This is a genomic window from Niabella drilacis, from assembly GCF_900101395.1.
In the GTDB taxonomy this organism is placed as follows: Bacteria; Bacteroidota; Bacteroidia; order Chitinophagales; family Chitinophagaceae; genus Niabella; species Niabella drilacis.
Window position 1 is genome coordinate 631849 of sequence record NZ_FMZO01000002.1, and the last position, 19630, is coordinate 651478.

Here is a 19630-nt window from a genome sequence, read left to right on the forward strand (position 1 = left end):
AACTATTTCACTTTAAAAATGTTATTGTATTTTCATTTTGGATTGCAATATCAATGTATGGACTGTAAGACCCTAAATCTTTCTTACGCAGAAACCGGTTTTTTTAGTAAACTGGCGCTGGAGTATTTGAGTAAGGATGAAAAACTAAGACCTTTCTATAATGCGTTTCCTTCGGTTGCTGCGATCGGGGATGCCATAGAGCGGAGAAAGAAAACAGCCACCAACCGGCAGCTGTTGGTGCGGGTATTACAGCAGCAGTACGAGGCGGTACCGGCTTCTGCCAAGGTAGCGGCCAACCTGGCCTTGCTGGAAAAGGAAACCACTTTTACGACCGTTACGGCGCATCAGCCCAACATTTTTACGGGCCCGTTTTATTTTATTTACAAGATCCTGCATGCTATCCGGCTCGCAGAACAAAGCAAGGAATGGTATCCGCAATATGATTTTGTACCGGTATACTATATGGGAAGCGAAGATGCGGACCTTGATGAACTGGGGCATCTTTTTATTGACGGGCAAAAAATGGTTTGGAATACAAACCAGGCAGGTGCCATAGGGCGGATGACGGTGGATAAGGCCCTGCTGGAGCTGGTAGACCGGATCGGCGCACAAACCGGGGTAGGGCCCTATGGCGATGAGATCGGCGATGCGTTGCGGACCTGTTATAGACCCGGTATTTCCATACAGGAGGCCACATTTGGATTTGTTCATTTTCTGTTTGCCCGCTATGGCCTGGTTGTGGTGATACCCGATAATGCCGAACTGAAATCCGTTGCCGCCTCTTTGTTTAAAGATGAATTAAAGAATAGCCGCTCTGTGGCGATAGTAGCAACCACGGCTGCACAGTTAACGGCTGCAGGCTACAAGGTACAGGCCCATAGCCGCGATATTAACCTGTTCTATTTAGCCGACGGAGGGCGCCACCGGATCGAGCGTTCCGGGAACCGGTGGCAGGTAGTGGATACCTCTCATACATTTTCCGAGGAGGAAATAATGCAGGAGGTGGATGCGCATCCCGAGCGCTTTAGTCCCAATGTGATCCTGCGCCCCGTATTCCAGGAAATGATCCTGCCCAATCTTTTGTTTGTAGGAGGAGGAGGTGAGCTGGCCTACTGGATCCAGTTAAAAGAGGTGTTTAATCATTACGGGATTCCATACCCCTTGCTGGTGTTGCGGAATTCGTTTTTGGTGCTCAACCGGAAGCAGGCTGTACTGGCGCAAAAGCTGGGATACAGACCGGCACAGCTGTTCCGGCAGCTGCATGAGCTGAAGAATGACTGGATAAAGGTACATTCAGAGAAAGACCTGGATATAGAAGGTGCCCTCGCTGGTATAAAACTGGTTTACGCAGGCCTTGAAGCGCAGGCGGGGCCGGTTGACGCCACCTTATTACGCCACATAGAAGCACTGAAGACCACAACCTCAAAACGGATCGGCGAACTGGGTAAAAAAATGCTCCGCGCGGAAAAAAGGAATCACCGGGATGCCATGAACCAGGTAACAAAATTAAAGGAACAGCTATTCCCGTTAAACAGCCTCCAGGAACGTATTGAAAATTTTATCCCGTTCTATGCGCAGTATGGGAGCTCGTTGATCGACACCCTTTATAAGCACTCACTGGGGCTGGAGCAGGAGTTTGTAGTATTGGAGGAGTTGTAGTTTTAAAATCCCGGGTTTAATGGTAGATCCGCGTTACACCACTCGCAGATCACGGGCAGGTTCAAAATTCCAGGATAATGTTTAGATCAATTTTTAACTTCTCGTTGATCCCTCTTGGTTTCCCCGTTCGGAATCGGGGTTCGGAAGGGGTTTAAAGTTCAACGTTAGATTTCGTTTCATTCCGGGAGTCCTATTACCACTGGTTAGCTCCATTTTCATACCTCATGAGCTTTCCCCGGTTTAAAGGTTAACGTTGGATTTCATAAACGATAAGTCCAGTCCTTGTTTAGGTCGATACATTTCACTTTTCATCAACTACTACCAGTCCTTAGGAATCAAAATCATTGGGTTGCCCCGCTCCCTTTAACCGCTCCACTTTCTGCAATACTTCGGATTCCATTTTCTGTTTATAAGCAGCGATCTTTTGATAAACGGCTTCATCCGCAGCTCCAATAATCTGGGCGGCAAGGATGCCTGCATTTTTAGCAGCGTTGAGGGCCACAGTTGCTACCGGCACCCCATTAGGCATTTGTAAAATACTCAATACCGAATCCCAGCCATCGATAGAGTTGCTCGATTTTACCGGCACACCAATCACCGGCAACGAGGTAATGGAGGCCACCATGCCCGGCAGGTGCGCCGCGCCGCCGGCTCCGGCGATGATCACTTTTAAACCCCGGTCCTTTGCCTTTTGTGCATAGGTTACCATGCGCAGGGGCGTGCGGTGTGCAGATACAACAGTTATTTCATAATCGATACCGAATGCCTTTAAAACAGCCGCTGCCGGTTCCATCACCGGTAAATCACTGTCGCTGCCCATAATGATGCCTACCTGTATTGCCATGCTGCAAAGAACGGTAAAAAGAATGTACTACGCCGCAGGGGCGGGATATTTTTGAGAGGGATGCCGGATTTTCGATGCCTGATAAGCCCACATTGGCCGCTGAAAACCAAGTGCCCGAATCTCAGGTCTCGATTCTCCCTCCTCTAAACAATTTTATGTAGGTTTGAATCATGAATACTGAAACACATTTTCCTTCACCATCGATCCTCGATAATGACTTTTACAAATTTACCATGCAGTGTGCCGTTATGCAGCTGTTCCCGGATGTAAAGGCAAAATATACCTTCATTAACCGGGGCGCACATGAATTTCCTGCCGGTTTTGGCGATGCGTTAAGGGTACAGGTAGACCGGATGGCGACGCTGAAATTGACAACGGAAGAACACCGGTATCTGGAATTGAATTGCCCATACCTGAATGCGGCGTATCTCAACTTTTTGGCCGGTTATGCATATGCTCCCTCCGAGGTGAGCATCCGGCAGGAGGGCACAGGGCTGGAGGTTACCGTGGAGGGATATTGGTTCCGCACCATTTTATGGGAAGTGCCTCTCTTATTCCTGGTCAGCGAATTGTATTACCGGCTCACACAACAGGAAAGGGATACCGATGACCAGGTAGTGAAAAGCACTATTGAAAAAACAGGGATCTATAAAAAACTGGATGTGCCCGTAGCGGAGTTTGGTACCCGGCGCCGGCATTCCTATGAAGTGCAGCAACTGGTGGTGGACACGTTGACCCGGTATGGAGGGAGAAGCTTTGTGGGCACCAGTAATGTGCACCTGGCTATGCGCTCAAAGACGAAACCGATCGGTACCCATGCACACGAATGGTTTATGTTTCACGCGGCTAAATATGGGTTTACGATGGCCAATGCGCTAAGCCTGGAGCACTGGACGGATGTGTACCGCGGGGACCTGGGAGTGGCTTTGTCCGACACCTATACCAACGATGTGTTCTTCGAACAGTTTGACAAGAAATTTGCAAAGCTTTTTGACGGGGTACGGCACGATAGCGGCGACCCCATCGCCTATGCGGAGAAAGTCATTGCGCATTATAAAAAACTGGGTATTAACCCGGCCTATAAGTTCATCATTTTTTCTGACGGACTCAATACCGAAAAGGTAGCCGAGATTACACAAGCTACCAAGGGAAAGATCGGTATTTCCTTTGGCATTGGTACCAACCTTACCAATGATGTAGGGCTGAAGCCAATGAACATTGTAATGAAACTAACAGCTGTTCAGTTCGATGGCAGACGATGGGTGTCTACCGTAAAGCTTTCGGACGAAAAAGGCAAACATACAGGCGAGCCAGGTATGATCCGTCTCGCAAAAGAAGTTTTAGATATTGAGTAGCAGATATATATAAATTTAATTATATTAAATGTTTTATTTAGGCTTTTTGTAACAGAAAAATGCCGGGGTTGCTGTACCTTTGCGCTGATTTGTGAGAAAAATTCCGCCTGCCGGATATTGACTCTCCCAGAACATCCGGCAGTACCGGATTTGGATGTTGCATCCGCCATATGATTCTTTAAGGATCGTTTTAAACCCGCACTTGGTTTTTTGAGAATTAAAAAAGAGATTTTTTAATGATGAGGACTTTTATTGCAAAGAAGATAGTGCCGCTGGTACTTTTAATTGTTGCCGTGACAAATATTTCATGGCGTGCTCCAGCCGTAGCCCCGGTAAAGGAAGACCTGAATTTTTTAACGATGTACCGGATGTCTTTCGGATGGGGAACGAACAAATCGGCATTGGTTTATGACAGCCTGCACCTGGATCTGAAGGGACTTTCTGAAAAAGCCTTTGCTTATGCCCTGGAAGGACTGGAGGAGCTGAAAGCAGAAGGCAAAGTAGTGAACGATTCTATTATTACCATCGTTGATTTTGATCAGCCCAGTGTGAACAAGCGGATGTATATACTTGATCTCAAAAACTACAGGCTTCTTTTTAATACCTGGGCGGCACATGGCAGGAGGTCAGGTACCTTAATGGCCACTTCGTTCAGCAATACCATGTCCTCGAATAAAAGCAGCCTGGGCTTTTACCTTACCGATGAGCCTTATTATGGCGGCAACGGCTACTCCTTAAAATTAAAGGGACTGGAGCAGGGGCTGAACGATAAGGCCATGCAGCGTGCTATAGTGCTGCATGGCGCGCGCTATGTAAGCCAGTCGAGCATCGATGAGCTGGGGTACCTGGGCCGGAGTTTTGGATGCCCTGCCGTACCTGTTGAGCTCAACTTGCCGATCATTGAAACCATCAAAGAAGGGTCTGTCCTGTTTATTTATAGCAGTAGCTATCGTTCCCGGTTTGTTTATGACCTTGGCTGAGGCAGGGGCTCCTCCCTGGAAGCGGGGTTCCCTTTGCCGCCGGTAATCAGGTTGCGTAGGCTGTTGGTAATATAGTCTGTCCACACGCTGGAGCAGGCACTGTAGCATTCCACAGCGGGGTGCAGGCCTTTGTGGGTGAAACGGAGCTTGGTTTGACCCTTCTCCTCCAGGATCTCAAAATCAATCCGGGTGTTGGTCCACTCAGCGGGATCCTGCACAAAGTTAAGCCGGCTGTCCGTGATCAGCCATACCACCTTTTTATAGGGGATCATTTCCGTAACCTGCTGCCGGGAATAGTGTACATCGCCAAAACGCACTTCAAATGCATCACCCTGTTGCAGGGTTTGCCCTTCAATGTTTTCCGTCCACCATCCCGCAACGTTATTTACTGCACGGAACACAACTTCCGGTGCCTGGTCCGTTATAATAGCAACGGAGAAATCAGGAGTATTCATTTATTGACCGCTTTTGGTTTAAATAACAAACGGGAGCTCAGGATTCCTGTATATTCCATTTTTTTAGCAGTTCCGAATTAAAACCGCCCTCCTTCGGATTGGGCTGTCCCTTACCGGTAGTGATCAGCTGGTACAGGCTGCTGCGGATATAGTTGGTCCACGCATCCCGGCAAATATTGTAGCATTCATCTTGTGGTACCAACCCCTGGTGGGTAAAACGCAGCTCTGTTCCGCCGTCTTTTGCAGCTATCTCGAAAATGATCCTCGTGTTTTTCCATTCTTCAGGATTCTGTATAAAATTGAATGAATTGTCCAATACCAACCAGACTACTTTTTTGCCGGGAATTACTTCGGTCAGTTTTAATTTACAGATATGAACATCCTTGTAGTGGTATAGGAATTCATCATTCAGCTGCGCTGTTGATCCCCGGACCTCTTCACTCCACCATCCGCGCACATTGTTAACGGCGTTAAAAACCTGCCCGGGTGTTTCTGTTACCTGGATCGTTGTGGTAAAGTCATTGTGTTGCATTGTTTCTTTTTTGAGTTTAAGAATAGGGCTTTCTGCAGGCCCGGACCTGTTCTTTTTTTCCCGGGTCTTGAACATAACGCAAAGCTATTGTCTTAATGGCTTATCTCAGGTGTGTGAAATAGACTTTAACCAGGGGGGATTTGGACAGGATCATTGAGTATCTTTGTATGCGGCTGTTTAAAAATGACCCTGGCACTTTGTATATAGGTTCAGGCACCCTAAGATCCGGCTGATTTTCGTGTAAACGTTCTTAATAATGGCGGGGATATACGCGGAAAAAAACAGGTTGGGCTATGATTTTTAAACAGCTGATCCGCTCATAACGGGCAAACAAAAAATGATGCCAATGAAACATGTAACCATCGTAGTACCGGATTGCAGGGTCAATGTAAATACCATTGGCGGGGCTTATGATATATTGTGCCGGGCCAACGAGTACTGGAAGCAAGCCGGGCATCCGTCGTTATTAACTATTGAAATTGCCGGCTTTGTGCCTGAAGTAAGGTCACATAACGGTTACCTGTCCATCCGGCCGGCAGATATCCGGACGATCCGGCATACCGATCTGGTCCTGATCCCCGCCGTACTGGGCGGATATGAAGAAGCAGTGCAACAAAATCAGGAGCTGCTGGACTGGATCCGGCTGCAATACAAGTGCGGGGCAGAAGTGGCCAGCATGTGTTCCGGAGGGTTCCTGCTGGCGGCAACAGGACTGCTGCAAAACAGGGCCTGCTCCATCCACTGGAATAAAACGGAGGAGTTTGAGCGGATGTTTCCCGGCATAACTATTGCCACCGGTAAGATCATAACCCACGAAAACGGCATCTACACCAATGGCGGGGCTTACTCCTTCCTGAACCTGGTGCTTTACCTGGTAGAAATATTGTTTGACCGTTCTGTTGCTATCTTTTGCTCAAAGGTATTCCAGATCGATGTGGAGCGGATCACCCAATCCCCGTTTACCATCTTCCAGGTTCAGAAAGAGCATGATGATGAACTGATCCGGGATGCACAAACGTATATTGAAGAGCACCTTGATACCCGCATCTCTTTTGAAAAACTGGCGGTGCACCTGGCTGTCAGCCGGCGCAATTTTGACCGGCGCTTTATCAGGGCCACCGGCAACACACCGGTGGAATACCTGCAGCGTGTAAAGATCGAAGCGGCAAAAAAAGAACTGGAGCGGGGGCGCAAAACCATTTTTGAAGTGATGATGGATGTGGGGTATACCGATGATAAAACGTTCCGGGATGTATTCCGGAAGATAACCGGCCTGTCGCCGGCAGATTACCGCAACCGGTACAATAAAGAACGGATCAGCGTCTGATGCAGAGCGGGATGAGGAGACCAGGGATGGATTTTGAGATGCAGACAGCCGGTACAGGCATGCGTTGCTGTACGATCTTATTTTTAAGAGTATTTTTTTAAAAATAATTATTAACTTGAGCTTCTTTTAAAAATATTTATTTTAATACCTGCCGCCGGCGGGTTGCTTTGCCGGTAAATATTAAAACGATTGTAATGAGTGATCAGCATCCGGAACATGTTTTTGATGCCATAGTAGTAGGTTCGGGGATCAGCGGCGGATGGGCCGCAAAAGAGCTATGTGATAAAGGGCTGAAGACACTGGTGCTGGACCGGGGAAAAGAGGTAAAACATATAAAGGATTATCCAACTGCCATGAAGGCTCCCTGGGAGTTTCCGCACAGGGGAAGGCTTCCTTTAAAAGTACTGGAAGAAAATCCGATCGCCGCTAAATGTTATGCATATGATGAAACTGCCGCCCATTTTTTTCTAAAAGATAAGGACCAGCCTTATATCCAGGAAAAACCGTTTGACTGGATCCGTCCGGACCAGGTAGGAGGCAAATCGCTGATGTGGGGGAGGCAAACACAACGCTGGAGCCGCTATGATTTTGAAGGCCCTGCAAGGGATGGCTTTGCCGTGGAGTGGCCGTTCACCTATGAGGAACTGGCGCCCTGGTACAGTTATGTGGAGTTGTTCGCCGGTATCAGCGGCAACAGGGATGGACTGGACACACTGCCGGATGGCGAGTTCCTGCCACCCTGGGAAATGAACCGGGCGGAACAGGCAATGCGTGTAAAAATTGAGGCCCGGCACCGCGACCGGAATGTGATCATTGGCCGTTGTGCGCATCTTACAGAAATAAGGCAGGTGCATAGGGATCAGGGACGCATGTTATGCCAGGCCCGGCACCTGTGCCAGCGGGGCTGTCCCTTTGGTGGTTACTTCAGCTCCAATGCCTCCACGCTTCCCTGGGCTGCAAAAACGGGTAATCTTACATTAAGGCCGGACTCCATTGTTCATTCGGTTATCTATGATGATGTAAAAGGAAAGGCCACGGGCGTGAATGTTATTGATGCACATACAAAGAAAATGACGGCGTACTATGCAAAGATCATTTTTATAAACGCGTCTACTTTAAGCACGAACCAGGTCCTTTTAAACTCCGTATCCAGGCGCTTTCCCAATGGATTGGGCAATGACAACGGGTTGCTGGGAAAATATATTGCCTTTCAAAACTACCGGGGGCGGCTGTCTGCATCGCTGGAGGGAATGGAAGACCGTTACTATTCCGGCAAAAGACCCTGTGCGGTTATGATGCCGAATTTCCGGAATGTGCACCGGCAGGAAAAAGATTTTCAGAGAGGGTATATGGTTTTCTTCAGCACCGGGCGGGCCGGGTGGGGGCATGCCGTTCCGGGAGAACAGGCCGGTCCTCAGTTTAAAACGGCCATAGCTGATCCCGGCGACTGGGGTGTATACATGATGATGCAGGGGGAAACCATCCCCAGGGAAGCCAATCATGTTCGGCTCAGCAAGGACCATACGGATCCCTGGGGTATACCGCAGCTGATCACTTCGGTGGATTATGATGAAAATGATGAGCGGCTGTTAAAGGATTTTTTGGACACCGGGGCGGAAATGCTGGAAACCTGCGGTGCAAAGAACATAGCGGTAACAGATACGAAACAGGCCCCCGGGCTGGACATTCACGAGGTTGGAGGAGTGCGGATGGGCAAAGATCCTGCAACCTCTTTGCTGAATAAATGGAACCAGCTGCATCATTGTCCGAACGTATTGGTAACAGATGGTTCCTGCATGGTTTCCACCAGTACCCAAAATCCTTCTTTAACCTTTATGGCTATTACGGCAAGGGCCGCCAATCATGTAATAGAAGAACTGAAAAAAGGGAACCTTTAAAATTACAGATACGAATGCACAGGAGAAGAGCTATTTCGTTATTGGGCTTGCTGGCAGGAGGTACGGCCCTTGAGTTTTCCGGAGTGCTCGCCGGCTGCAATGAACCGGAGCGGGCCACGGGCATTTTAACGAAAGAGGATATACAGCTGCTGGACCAGGTTGGGGAAGCGCTGCTGCCTGCAACACCGGGTGTTCCCGGTGCAGCGGCTGCCCGGGTGGGCGATTATATCCAGGCGATCGTAACCGACTGTTTTCATAAGCAGGACCAGGTCTTTTTCCTAAAGGGTATGACGCAGCTCCGGGAAGCGATCCTTCAAAAAACGGGCGGAACGTTTGATAAGCTTCAGAACGACGAAAGAAAGGCCGTTGTTTTATTCCTGGATGAGCAGGCCGGAACCTATAAACCTGCTAAACCGGGAGATGCGCCACAGCATTATTATGCAGTCATGAAGGGGCTGATCATTACCGGGTATTTTACATCGGAAGCGGGTACTACAAAAGCATTGCGGTATGAGGCAGTACCGGGTAAGTTCAGGGGCGATATCCCCTTCAAACCGGGCGATAAAGCGTTCGCCTGAGAACAGGATATCCCGCGGAAAGCATAAACTTTATTCAGGAACAAAAACGATCAATATGGAACATACAGGTAGCCGGCGCGCTTTTATAAAACAGGCCACATTGGCCGGGGCCGGGATGGCATTAGGTTTAAAAGGATATACATTAACGCCGCAGCGGATACAGCGCGAAGCCCCCGCGGGAAAAAGGATCGGCGTTATAGGTCTCGATACCGAGCACGGGCCGGCATTTGCCCGTTTGCTAAATGCTGCCGATGCGCCGGCGGAGCTGGGCGGATTTAAGATCGTGGCGGCTACTCCAAGAGGGAGCAAGGATATTCGGTCCAGTACAGATATGATCCCCCGCAATACGGAAGCTATAAAAGCCCAGGGGGTGGTTATTGTAGACTCGATAAAGGAATTATTGCCCCTGGTTGACCTGGTCATGCTGGAAACCAACGACGGACGCCTGCACCTGGAGCAGGCATTGCCCGTTTTCAGGGCCGGGAAAACCATGTTTATCGACAAACCGATCGCTGCTTCTTTAAAGGACACGCTTTCCATTTACCGTGCAGCGGAGAAATACAGGGTACCCATTTTTTCTTCATCAACGCTTCGTTATATACCCTCTGTACAGGAAGTAGCGGCGGGGAAGATCGGGACAGTGATCGGGGCAGATGTTTTTTCCCCGACGCCTGTGGAGCCCACGCACCCGGACCTTTTCTGGTATGGGGTGCATGGCGTGGAAATGTTGTATACGATGCTAGGCGCCGGCTGCAGGGAGGTTACAAGAACGTATACGCCTTTATCGGATATGGTGGTCGGTGTCTGGGACGATCAGCAGATCGGAACGCTAAGAGGGCTGCGCAATAACTCCTGGAGTTTTGGCGGCTATGCATACGGCGAAAAAGGTCAGCGCGCTGCATTAGGCGATTTTACCGGTTATGCCCCGCTGGTACCGGCTATTATCGATTTTTTTAAAACCGGTAAATCACCGGTGCCGGAAGAACAAACGATAGGGGCCATTGCCTTTATGGAAGCTGCCGAGATCAGCAAGCAGAAAAATGGCGCGTCGATTCGGATCAGTAGCGTAATGGAATTGGCAGAGAAAGCAAGCCGGAAACAATCGGTTTGATGGGGAGAGGGCGTTTCAGGGTTTGAGGTTTAAAGTTTGAGGTTTGATCCGTGTTTCGATGCTCAGGGACCCGTCTTTTGTTCCGAACCTTCGGAAGAGGTTTGACGTTTAGGGTGTGGTTGATGTTCTATCGACCATTGGCTATCGACTATCGACACTGATCAGATCTAATCTTATCCTTACTCTTGAATTCTCATTGTCATACTTTCACATTCCCGTATCTCTACATTTTCAAATTTCCCGGGTTTATAACAACAGCTTGTTCCTTGCAATCAGGCAGCCGCCGATCAGCCCCGCTTTTTCACCCAGTTCCGATACGACCAGTTTGGTGTCCTGGCTTACGAGGTTCAGCGAGTATTTGTTCAGGGCGCTTTTAACAGGAAGAAAGATGTAATCGCCGGTAGAAGCCAGGGTGCCCCCGAGGATCACCATTTCCGAATTAAGGATATTGATCAGTACGGCAATTCCTCGTCCTATTTTTTCACCGATGGCTGCCAGCAGGTCAATGGAAAGCATATCTTCATGTTTGGCAGCATCAATGATGTCATTTAGCCGGATATCTTTTTTGGTGCCAATGCTGGATTTAACGCCCTGGACCATTTTTTCTTTGAACATCCGCAAGAGGGCAATGCCCGATGCCTCGGTTTCAAGGCAGCCTTTTTTGCCGCAATGGCACAGGATCTCGTTGTTAAAGAACGGAATGTGACCGATCTCACCGCTAAAGCCGGATTTCCCGTAATACACCTGGCCTTCGATCATAACACCCAACCCAAGACCGTAGTCGAGGTTCATAAACAGCACGTTCTTTTCGTTTTTTACAATGCCTTTATGAAACTCTCCGTAGGCCATTGCACGGGAGTCGTTCTCAATAAAGCTCCGGATGCTCAGTTGTTTTTCGAGCAGAACACTCAGAGGCTGCTCATTAAAATGGAAATAGCTGTAGCTGGAGCCGCTATTGGTATTGATACGTCCGCCCAGGTTTACACAAAGCGACAGGATCTTGGTTTTGTCAACGCCTGCGGTCTTGATAAACTCTTTGATCAGCCTGATCAGGTTGTGCAGCGAAGCCTCGTTGTTTTCGAGCAGGAAGGGGATCTTCATGTCTGCTTTCCGGAGATTCTTCTTGAAATCGAGCAGTCCGATGTTTACATAGTATTGTTTTACATCGATGCCGATAAAGAAGCAGGAGTCTGCAACAAGCCCGTAAATGCTGGCCGGCCGGCCTCCTGTTGAATCGATCTTGCCATAATCGCTGATGAGCCCTTCTTCGATCAGTTCATTAATGAGGCTGGTTGTTTTGGGAGTACTGATATTGATAGCCTGGGCCAGCTCTGCAATGATGGCCTCCCCGTTCTGATCTAAATAACGGATGATCTTCCTTTTCCGCAGCTTATTTTTGTAAGCAACGCCGGTTGACAATTCATCCGAAAAAAAATCGTATTCCTTTTTCTTTTGAGCCATGGATCGTTCCTGTTTCATTTTATGCAGGCGTTCCCAAAAACGCCCGGTGATCTTTTATTCGTTCTCAGCTTTTGTGCAAATTATAAAGAGCCGGGGCGGCCGGTATTGGACTTCCGGCAGGCACCAATTGGGTTGCTCCCTTTACAATAAACATTTCCCCGGTGTTTTACCGGTATAGCAAAAATACAGGATCACACGTGGATGGATTCAATTTCCTCGAGTGATACCCCTTTGGTTTCAAATATAAATTTATAAACAAATAGGAATGAAATAGGGAAGCGCCCGGTATTCGGGCTACTATAAGGGAACTGCCACCGTTGCTCTGGTTATGGGTGCTTCAGCCATGAAACGTGTTGGGGAGTATTGGTGATCCATAAAAGATCAAACCCCGCGGCTTTTTGAGCGTCGATCTGGCGGGTGATAGCTGCAGTTAGTTTGGCCTTTGACCAGCCTTTATAGTTTTCCCGCAACATCCATAAAGTGCCCCGGATATGTGGCGTATTTTTTGACCGGCGTGTTTGCTGATAATAGGTTTTATAATCATGGTAGGCTTTTTGTTGACCGGCAAAGGAGATTGGCTGGCCGTCCACCTCGCCCGAGGGCCAGGGGCCTTCTTCTTTTATCGGATTCATTAACGGAAAATATCCCCAGTTTACAATGCCTTCACCGTACTCTGCAGCCAGATTTAATTTCTGTTTCAGACGATCAATTGGAGTAAAGACCCATTTTCGCTGATGTGTTTTTTCCATTTCAAGGGCTTCCTTCCAGTCCTTTGCAGCTACTTCCCCGGTTTCAACATTGAGCCAGAACTGGCTGCCGGCTTTGGAGCAGGCATTTTTAAATGCCTGGAAAAAGGCTCGCCGCTCTTCCATAGTAAAAAATCCGAGGTGCTCTGCCCCCGAATCCTGTAACATCAGGATATCGATACCGGCTGCTTTCAGCGCCTCGGCCCACCACTGTTCATATTCTGCCGGCTGCAGGTATTCAAATCCGCGGAATTGCTGTTTGTCCAGCAAAAAGAAAGGCGAAATGGTTACTTGGCTGCCGGGCTTTACCTCGTGGCAGGCGTCAACTGCAGCCTTCCATACCTGTTGCCAGAAAGCAGACTGCGCTTTATCACTGGTTTTAACCGGGTTGAGTTCGTGATTGAGGTACCAGCCCCAGAAAGAGCGATGTCTTCCATATTGTGCATGATACTGACGGATGTACTGCTGCATACTGTCGGCGATAGTACCCGCGTCAAGCTTTCCATAAAGATCGCCGCCTGCCACATTAATATCACTGATCACTTTCATGCCTTTTTTATCGGCAATGTGGTAAATGATTTCCAAAAGATCGGGTTCTGATTCGACCGTGATACGGCTTGTGCTATTATTTCCGGAAGAGGTAACACGGGATGCATTAGCATTAAAACCCGATAGAACCAGGGCTACTCCCAAAAATCCGGTAAGTATAATTCTTTTCATATGCTTGTGTTTATGCTTTTTGTTTTAAATGAATGACTTTTTTTTGACTTTCGTTAAGGTGTAAGAGGCACGATCTCGATCTCTTGTTGCCGGGGCTTGTTGTTTGCATATATTTTATTTGTAAGGGCCTGCATTTCCGCTATCCAGCCATCGCGTACAGCCTTATGATGCCCCTTCAGGTAATTTTCCAGGTGTGCGGCTACGTAGATGTTATGCGTGGCCTCCCGGGTAACGTCGGCAACTGCAGCAGGATCATCATTAAAAAGCATGCCTTTATCGCGAAAGTACATATACTGGATCCAGTAATACCCCCTTAATTTCATTTCAAGCATCCAACGGTCCTCATTCAGAATCCGGAGTGCCTCTGCCTGGCGATATTGTGGCGTATTGGTTTGCAATGCCAGGTTAATACCTTGCGCCAGCTGTTGATGGGACCAGACACCGATAGAGTCGCCGTTTATCCGTAACAGGTAGTCGCCTTTTTTCAATCCGCTGATGATGAATCGCTCATTGTTAAATTCCTCCATAAAAGGGATCCATTTCAATGCATCAGAGGCCCGCCGGCTGTTCCAGCTGCTGAAGGCCGTGTCTATGGGGAAAGGTAGCGCATTGGCCAGGTAATGAAACCGGATGTGGGAAGGAGAAACGGAAAGCTTGCTGACCGTACAGTTCGCAGACTGGAATACTTTTGCTCCCTGTACGTCAATACCTACCCGGGCAACCGGGTCACCGGCAAGCCCCTGTGCTTTGAGGATAAAATAGGTCATTGCCAGGTAGCCATCCACATCCGGATGGATCCGGTCCTTTCCCGTAAGGGTAAATGTGCTGTCCTGCTGCTGCCCTTTCAGGTTCAGGGCAGTGATCGGGCGGGTAAGATCAATAAAACCCCATTGATTTGTTAATGCAGAGGCCCTTTGAAAATCAGCAATTCGCAGGATGGTATTATTTTTCCCGGGGTATACGGGAGCCGAAATCTTAGCGGTTTCATCATAGGGAGAGGAGGATATGATCACTTTTTTAGCTTTACGATAGCGGGTCAGTTCTTCTTCGATGAGCTGGTAGTCTTTGTGGGAGCGCGCTACGTTTTTGTCGGCCAGTTCATTGGAATTCGATTGCAAAAATTCGGCATAGCCACTGTCGTTCATGCCAAAAGTGAGGAAAATGATCGTTGGATCTTTTGAAAAAACGTCGGTGGTCAATCGTTGAAGCATTCCGCCCGCCATGTCGCCTCCAATCCCGCAATTATATAATGTAATGCGCCGGTTCGGAAAGTGCGTCATATAATATAACCAGAGGTAAGCGTGATAACGGCCGCCGTGCGTAATACTGTTGCCTACAAGCGCCACCCGGTCGCCATGGCGGAACGGTTGAACGGATTGCGCCCGGACCGGGTAAAGCAGTAGCAGGGTGACTCCCAGGAGTATTGTTCTTTTCATGACCTGTTTTATGATTTTAATATGCAACGGCATCGCTGTTTCACATTGAATACCGGCATAGAAATCCTATTTTAGTTTATTCCTATTGACGGTTTCCATTTTAGCTGGTCTGGCAAGGTCGAAACGATTGTTAATAGCTGCCTTTAAAAATAATGCACCCACAAATGTAAAATTATTTTTTAAATATATTAATAAATTAAAATAAATTTATTAATTTGACCCCTTTTGTGCTAAAATCAGGACCGTCGCGCGATATATGAGCCAAAGAGCATCGTTATTGAATGTTAAAAGATGGGACCGTTCTGTTGCCGGCTGGTTTTATGAGACGGCATTCCCGGGCCTGGAACGTAGGGGAGCCGGAGAGCTCTTAGAGGGGATGTGCCTGCATTTCGTTTTATAAATTATGTACTTTTGCTTTCTATTTCCGATAAATTATGGCTACAATTAAGAAAATATTTTCCGATTTACATAATGAGTCAATTGATGGGGTGGCCTATAAGAACCTGCATTTAAAAAAACAGATCCTTACGTATTTTGCCAATACCAGCGACGCAACGATTACAGAGTTAAGCAGGGAACTGAATTTCAGCGCCCCAAAAATTGCAGAATTGCTGACCGAGTTGCAAAAGGACGGGCTGGTGAAGGATTATGGAAAGGCGGAGGATTCTGGTGTGGGCCGGCGCCCCAATCGTTATGGATTAAAACCCAATTCGATCTTTTTTGTAGGAGTGGATGTAAAAAAATTCCATATCAACATTGGTTTGCTGGATCTGAAAAACACGCTGGTAAAGTACCAGGAAAAAGTTGCTTTTACATTAAATAATACCCCCAAATCGCTGGATGCCTTGTGTGCTATTATCCAGGGATTTCTGAAGGGCCTTCCTGCCCGGAAGGACCAGATCGCAGGCGTTGGTATCAATCTTTCAGGACGTATTAATTATAAAACCGGATACAGTTACAGCTTCTTTAATTTCAGCGAAGAACCCCTGAGCAAGATCATGGAGGATAAGCTGGGGATCCCTATTTATCTGGAGAATGACTCCCGCGCCATGGCTTATGGCGAATTTTGCAACGGGGCGGTGGGCCCGGAGAAAGATGTTCTTTATATCAATATGGATTACGGTATTGGTATGGGTGTCATGATTAACGGACAGCTATATTATGGAAAGTCCGGTTTTGCAGGGGAGTTCGGGCATATCCATGCCTTCAACAACGAAATTATCTGTCATTGCGGAAAAAAGGGATGCCTGGAAACAGAGGCCTCCGGACAGGCACTGGTGCGGTTGTTTTCTGAGCGACTTTGCGCAGGCGCTACCAGCATTGTTACCAAGATCACCAGGAAAACCCAGGATTTTTTGCTGGATGATATTATTGCTGCTGCCAACCATGATGATGTATTGGCTATCGAATGCATTGCCGTTATCGGCGAAAAAATGGGAGAGGGAATAGCTACGCTGATTAACCTGTTTAACCCGGACCTGGTTATATTAGGCGGAAGCCTATCCGCTACCGGGGCTTATATACGCCTGCCGGTAAAAAGCGCCATCTTTAAATATTCGTTAAGCCTGGTAAGTAACGAAACACATCTGAAAATGGCCGAACTTGGAGAAAAGGCCGGTGTAATGGGCGCCTGCCTGCTGGTTCGCAGCCGGCTGTTTGCATTTGAATAACCCCGGCTGTTTCAGGGCCGGGAATAGTTCCCCGGCGCATTGTAAATGGCCATCCGGAGCCGGTTTGGAAGAGGATGCATTTTGGTGCACCGCTCCTCCTTTTAAGAACAGAACTCCCTGTTGTGTTTATGGGCACTGCTTATTTTGATTAAATATTTTTATTCTCTGCTTAATTAAAAAAATAATTTACAAATTATTTGGATGATAAATAAAAAGTTTGTTATTTAGCCTTCAGATAACAAATAACTACTTATCGGAACGTTCGGTTGCCAGGATGGTTTGCAGGATTAACGATGCTGTTTTTGGCCGGGTTTCCAACGAATAAATAAATGATACAATGATTGATGCGGTTAAGCTGGGCAAATTATATAAGGCGGGTTTGCTGGATGATGTGGTGCCTTTTTGGTTGAATTACTCGCCGGATAGGGAGCAGGGGGGCTACTTTACCTGCCTGGAGCGGAACGGAGAGGTATTTGATACGGATAAATTCATCTGGCTGCAGGCCCGGCAGGTATGGACCTTTGCCATGCTATATGTGAACGTGGAAAAGCGCAGCGAGTGGCTGGCGGCTGCAGAAGCGGGTGCCCGCTTCTTACTGCAGCGCGGCAGGGCGGAAAACGGGTACTGGTATTTTTCATTAACAAGGGAAGGCGCCCCGCTGGTACAGCCCTATAATATTTTCTCTGATTGTTTTGCTGCTATGGCCTTTGGCAAACTGTACGAGGCTACCGGCAATAATGACTATGCTACGGTGGCCCGGGATACCTTTTACAATATCCTTAAACGGCAGGAGCAGGCCAAGGGCATTTACAATAAGGCCGTGCCGGGTACCCGCCCCTTAAAGAATTTTGCATTGCCCATGATCTTATGCAACCTGGTACTGGAGCTGGAGCCGCTGCTGGAGCCATCGCTGGTGGAGGATACCATCCGGGCCGGTATTGATGCAGTGATGAAACAGTTTTACCGGCCGGACCAGGGCATTATTCTTGAGAACATACGGACCGATGGCGGTTTTTCCGATTCTTTTGATGGCCGTGTCATCAACCCCGGCCATGGCCTGGAGGCGATGTGGTTTATTATGGACCTGGCGAAAAGAAAAGGAGATGATGCGCTCATACGCCGGGCTACGGATATAGCACTCCAGCTGGTGGAATGCGGATGGGATGCGGAGCACGGCGGAATCTTTTACTTCCTGGATGTGTTGAACAAGCCCCTGCAGCAACTGGAGTGGGACCAAAAGCTCTGGTGGGTACATATAGAAACCATGATCACGCTGGCCAAGGGCTACCTGCATACCGGTGATGGGCGCTGCGCGCAGTGGTTTCAGCAACTGCATGATTATACCTGGCAGCATTTTCCGGATCCGGAATATGGCGAGTGGTTCGGCTATCTGAACCGGGAAGGCAAACCCTTGTTATCCTTAAAGGGTGGCAAATGGAAAGGATGTTTTCATGTGCCAAGGGGCTTGTTCCAGTTGTGGAAGACCATGGAAGCAATTGAACAAAAGTATCCTGCTTATTTGTTACAAACAAAATAAAAAACGATGGCCGTTACTTCATTTGACAGCAAACTGCAGGTGGCTGCAGCCGGTACAGGAACACAAAAGCCTGCGCTGATCCTGCTGGGTGTACTCTATTTTATGATGGGGTTTATTACCTGTTTAAATGATACCCTGGTGCCGTTTTTTAAAACAGGCTTTGAGCTCAATTATGCCGAGTCCTCACTGGTGCAGTTTTACTTTTTTGTAACCTATGCCATCATGTCGGTACCCGCAGGAAGGATCGTGGAGCGGATCGGGTATAAAAAGGGCATGGTGCTGGGCTTTGCCATTGCAGGGCTGGGGGCCTTCCTGTTTTTGCCGGCCTCCTGGTGGCACCGCTATGAGCTGTTCCTGGGCGCGCTGTTTATACTGGCCCTGGGTATTGTGCTGTTGCAGGTGGCAGCCAATCCCTATATTACCTTATTGGGTAAACCGGAAACGGCTTCTTCCCGGCTCACTCTGATCCAGGGCATAGGGTCTATTGGTACAACGGTGGCCCCGCTTTTTGGTGCACATTTTATTTTATCGCGCATGGGTACCCGTGTTACGGGCAGTACCCTTACCGCACCCTACCTGGGCATTGGCCTTACGCTGGTGCTGATAGCGGTGGCCGTATCCCTGCTGGCGCTGCCCCGTATTGCAACCGGCCAAACAGCCCGGGATGAGGCCGGCGCCGGACAGCGGCTGTTTGCGTTCCGGAACCTGAAATTTGGTGTGATCGCCATCTTTATGTACGTGGGGGCAGAAGTGGCCATTGGAACCTTCCTTACCAACTATATAGCAGACCTGTTATCCATAAAGGAACATGCGGCCAACAGCTACGTGGCCTTTTACTGGGGAGGCATGCTGGCGGGCCGGCTGATGGGCGCAGCCTTGTTAAAAGTGGTAAAACCCCAGCAGGTATTGGTGGTTGCGGCGCTGACTGCGGGGGGCTTCATTGTTACTTCCATACTGACCTCCGGTATGCTGGCGGTGTGGATGATGATTGCTGTAGGTATTTGCAATTCCGTAATGTTTGCCATCATCTTTTCCCTGGCGGTTAAAGGACTGGGCAGTTACACCACCCGTGCTTCGGGCTTATTGTCCACTGCTATTGTGGGCGGGGCCGTAGTACCGTATTTCTGCGGTGTGCTGGTAGACAGTGCTTCCTGGGTATGGGGCTTTTTGCTGGTGCTTTGCTGCTACCTGTACCTGGTGTTTTATGGCGTAAGCGGCTATAAGGCCCGGCTTAAAACAACCGGGTAACACCTGTTGAACGATTTCTAAAAAATAAAATATATGTTAACGATTGCCAAAAAGGTACCCGGGCGCCTGCCCG

General features: G+C 48.5%; 16 protein-coding genes. 10 read left to right on the plus strand and 6 right to left on the minus strand.

The genetic code is table 11. The features are described 5' to 3' along the window. The first annotated feature begins 18 nt into the window (after window positions 1-18). Window positions 19-1659, plus strand: coding sequence for a bacillithiol biosynthesis cysteine-adding enzyme BshC (bshC, locus tag BLS44_RS06070; RefSeq protein WP_090389126.1), 1641 nt, complete (start codon window positions 19-21; stop codon window positions 1657-1659). A 328-nt stretch (window positions 1660-1987) separates the two neighbouring features. Here the strand turns inward: bshC and purE are convergent, their stop codons facing one another. Then, the gene (gene purE, locus BLS44_RS06075) at window positions 1988-2503 is read right to left on the minus strand and encodes a 5-(carboxyamino)imidazole ribonucleotide mutase (RefSeq protein ID WP_090389127.1); all 516 of its coding nucleotides are present in this window, start codon (window positions 2501-2503) and stop codon (window positions 1988-1990) included. A gap of 170 nt (window positions 2504-2673) precedes the next feature. On the opposite strand from purE, the gene pncB reads away from it, so the two are divergent. Both pncB and BLS44_RS06085 read left to right on the plus strand, forming a co-directional pair. Beyond that, window positions 2674-3858, plus strand: coding sequence for a nicotinate phosphoribosyltransferase (gene pncB / locus BLS44_RS06080; RefSeq protein WP_090389128.1), 1185 nt, complete (start codon window positions 2674-2676; stop codon window positions 3856-3858). A 236-nt stretch (window positions 3859-4094) separates the two neighbouring features. Beyond that, on the plus strand, window positions 4095-4838 hold the full coding sequence (locus BLS44_RS06085) for a murein L,D-transpeptidase catalytic domain family protein (protein ID WP_090389129.1): 744 nt from the start codon (window positions 4095-4097) through the stop codon (window positions 4836-4838). Here the strand turns inward: BLS44_RS06085 and BLS44_RS06090 are convergent. Together BLS44_RS06090 and BLS44_RS06095 are read right to left on the minus strand one after the other, a co-directional pair. After that, window positions 4823-5293 (minus strand): SRPBCC family protein, encoded by a 471-nt coding sequence (locus BLS44_RS06090; RefSeq protein ID WP_090389130.1) that lies wholly within the window; start codon window positions 5291-5293, stop codon window positions 4823-4825. The two genes, BLS44_RS06085 and BLS44_RS06090, sit on opposite strands and share 16 nt — an antisense overlap. A gap of 37 nt (window positions 5294-5330) precedes the next feature. Then, window positions 5331-5825 (minus strand): SRPBCC family protein, encoded by a 495-nt coding sequence (locus BLS44_RS06095; RefSeq protein WP_090389197.1) that lies wholly within the window; start codon window positions 5823-5825, stop codon window positions 5331-5333. 346 nt (window positions 5826-6171) lie between these two features. Between BLS44_RS06095 and BLS44_RS06100 the strand changes: the two genes are divergently transcribed. The 4 genes from BLS44_RS06100 (at window position 6172) to BLS44_RS06115 (ending at window position 10739) form a co-directional block, all read left to right on the plus strand. Then, window positions 6172-7152, plus strand: a complete 981-nt coding sequence (locus tag BLS44_RS06100) for a GlxA family transcriptional regulator (protein ID WP_090389198.1) — start codon at window positions 6172-6174, stop codon at window positions 7150-7152. A 194-nt stretch (window positions 7153-7346) separates the two neighbouring features. Then, window positions 7347-9050, plus strand: coding sequence for a GMC oxidoreductase (locus tag BLS44_RS06105; RefSeq protein WP_090389199.1), 1704 nt, complete (start codon window positions 7347-7349; stop codon window positions 9048-9050). Window positions 9051-9064: 14 nt separating this feature from the next. Further along, complete coding sequence (locus tag BLS44_RS06110; RefSeq protein WP_090389131.1) at window positions 9065-9628, plus strand: gluconate 2-dehydrogenase subunit 3 family protein; 564 nt, start codon at window positions 9065-9067, stop codon at window positions 9626-9628. Window positions 9629-9683: 55 nt separating this feature from the next. Next, complete coding sequence (locus BLS44_RS06115) at window positions 9684-10739, plus strand: Gfo/Idh/MocA family protein (protein WP_090389132.1); 1056 nt, start codon at window positions 9684-9686, stop codon at window positions 10737-10739. Window positions 10740-10985: 246 nt separating this feature from the next. Here BLS44_RS06115 and BLS44_RS06120 read toward each other — a convergent pair whose 3' ends face one another. From BLS44_RS06120 to BLS44_RS06130, 3 genes are all read right to left on the minus strand, one after another. Further along, window positions 10986-12218 (minus strand): ROK family transcriptional regulator, encoded by a 1233-nt coding sequence (locus tag BLS44_RS06120; RefSeq protein WP_245729115.1) that lies wholly within the window; start codon window positions 12216-12218, stop codon window positions 10986-10988. 308 nt (window positions 12219-12526) lie between these two features. Continuing rightward, the gene (locus BLS44_RS06125; RefSeq protein WP_090389133.1) at window positions 12527-13666 is read right to left on the minus strand and encodes a DUF4434 domain-containing protein; all 1140 of its coding nucleotides are present in this window, start codon (window positions 13664-13666) and stop codon (window positions 12527-12529) included. 53 nt (window positions 13667-13719) lie between these two features. Next, entirely contained in the window at window positions 13720-15102 is a 1383-nt protein-coding gene (locus tag BLS44_RS06130; RefSeq protein ID WP_176954328.1) for an SGNH/GDSL hydrolase family protein, read from the minus strand. 434 nt (window positions 15103-15536) lie between these two features. Here BLS44_RS06130 and BLS44_RS06135 point away from each other — a divergent pair, with 434 nt between their 5' ends. The 3 genes from BLS44_RS06135 to BLS44_RS06145 all read left to right on the plus strand — a co-directional run bounded on the left by BLS44_RS06135 (window position 15537) and on the right by BLS44_RS06145 (window position 19557). Then, window positions 15537-16772 carry an ROK family transcriptional regulator gene (locus tag BLS44_RS06135; protein WP_090389135.1) on the plus strand — a complete coding sequence of 412 codons (1236 nt, stop codon included), beginning with the start codon at window positions 15537-15539 and terminating at the stop codon, window positions 16770-16772. Window positions 16773-17109: 337 nt separating this feature from the next. After that, a complete protein-coding gene (locus BLS44_RS06140) occupies window positions 17110-18309 on the plus strand; it encodes a n-acyl-d-glucosamine 2-epimerase (RefSeq protein WP_090389136.1) in 1200 nt (399 codons plus the stop codon). 6 nt (window positions 18310-18315) lie between these two features. After that, window positions 18316-19557, plus strand: coding sequence for a sugar MFS transporter (locus BLS44_RS06145; protein ID WP_090389137.1), 1242 nt, complete (start codon window positions 18316-18318; stop codon window positions 19555-19557). Window positions 19558-19630 lie beyond the last annotated feature (73 nt).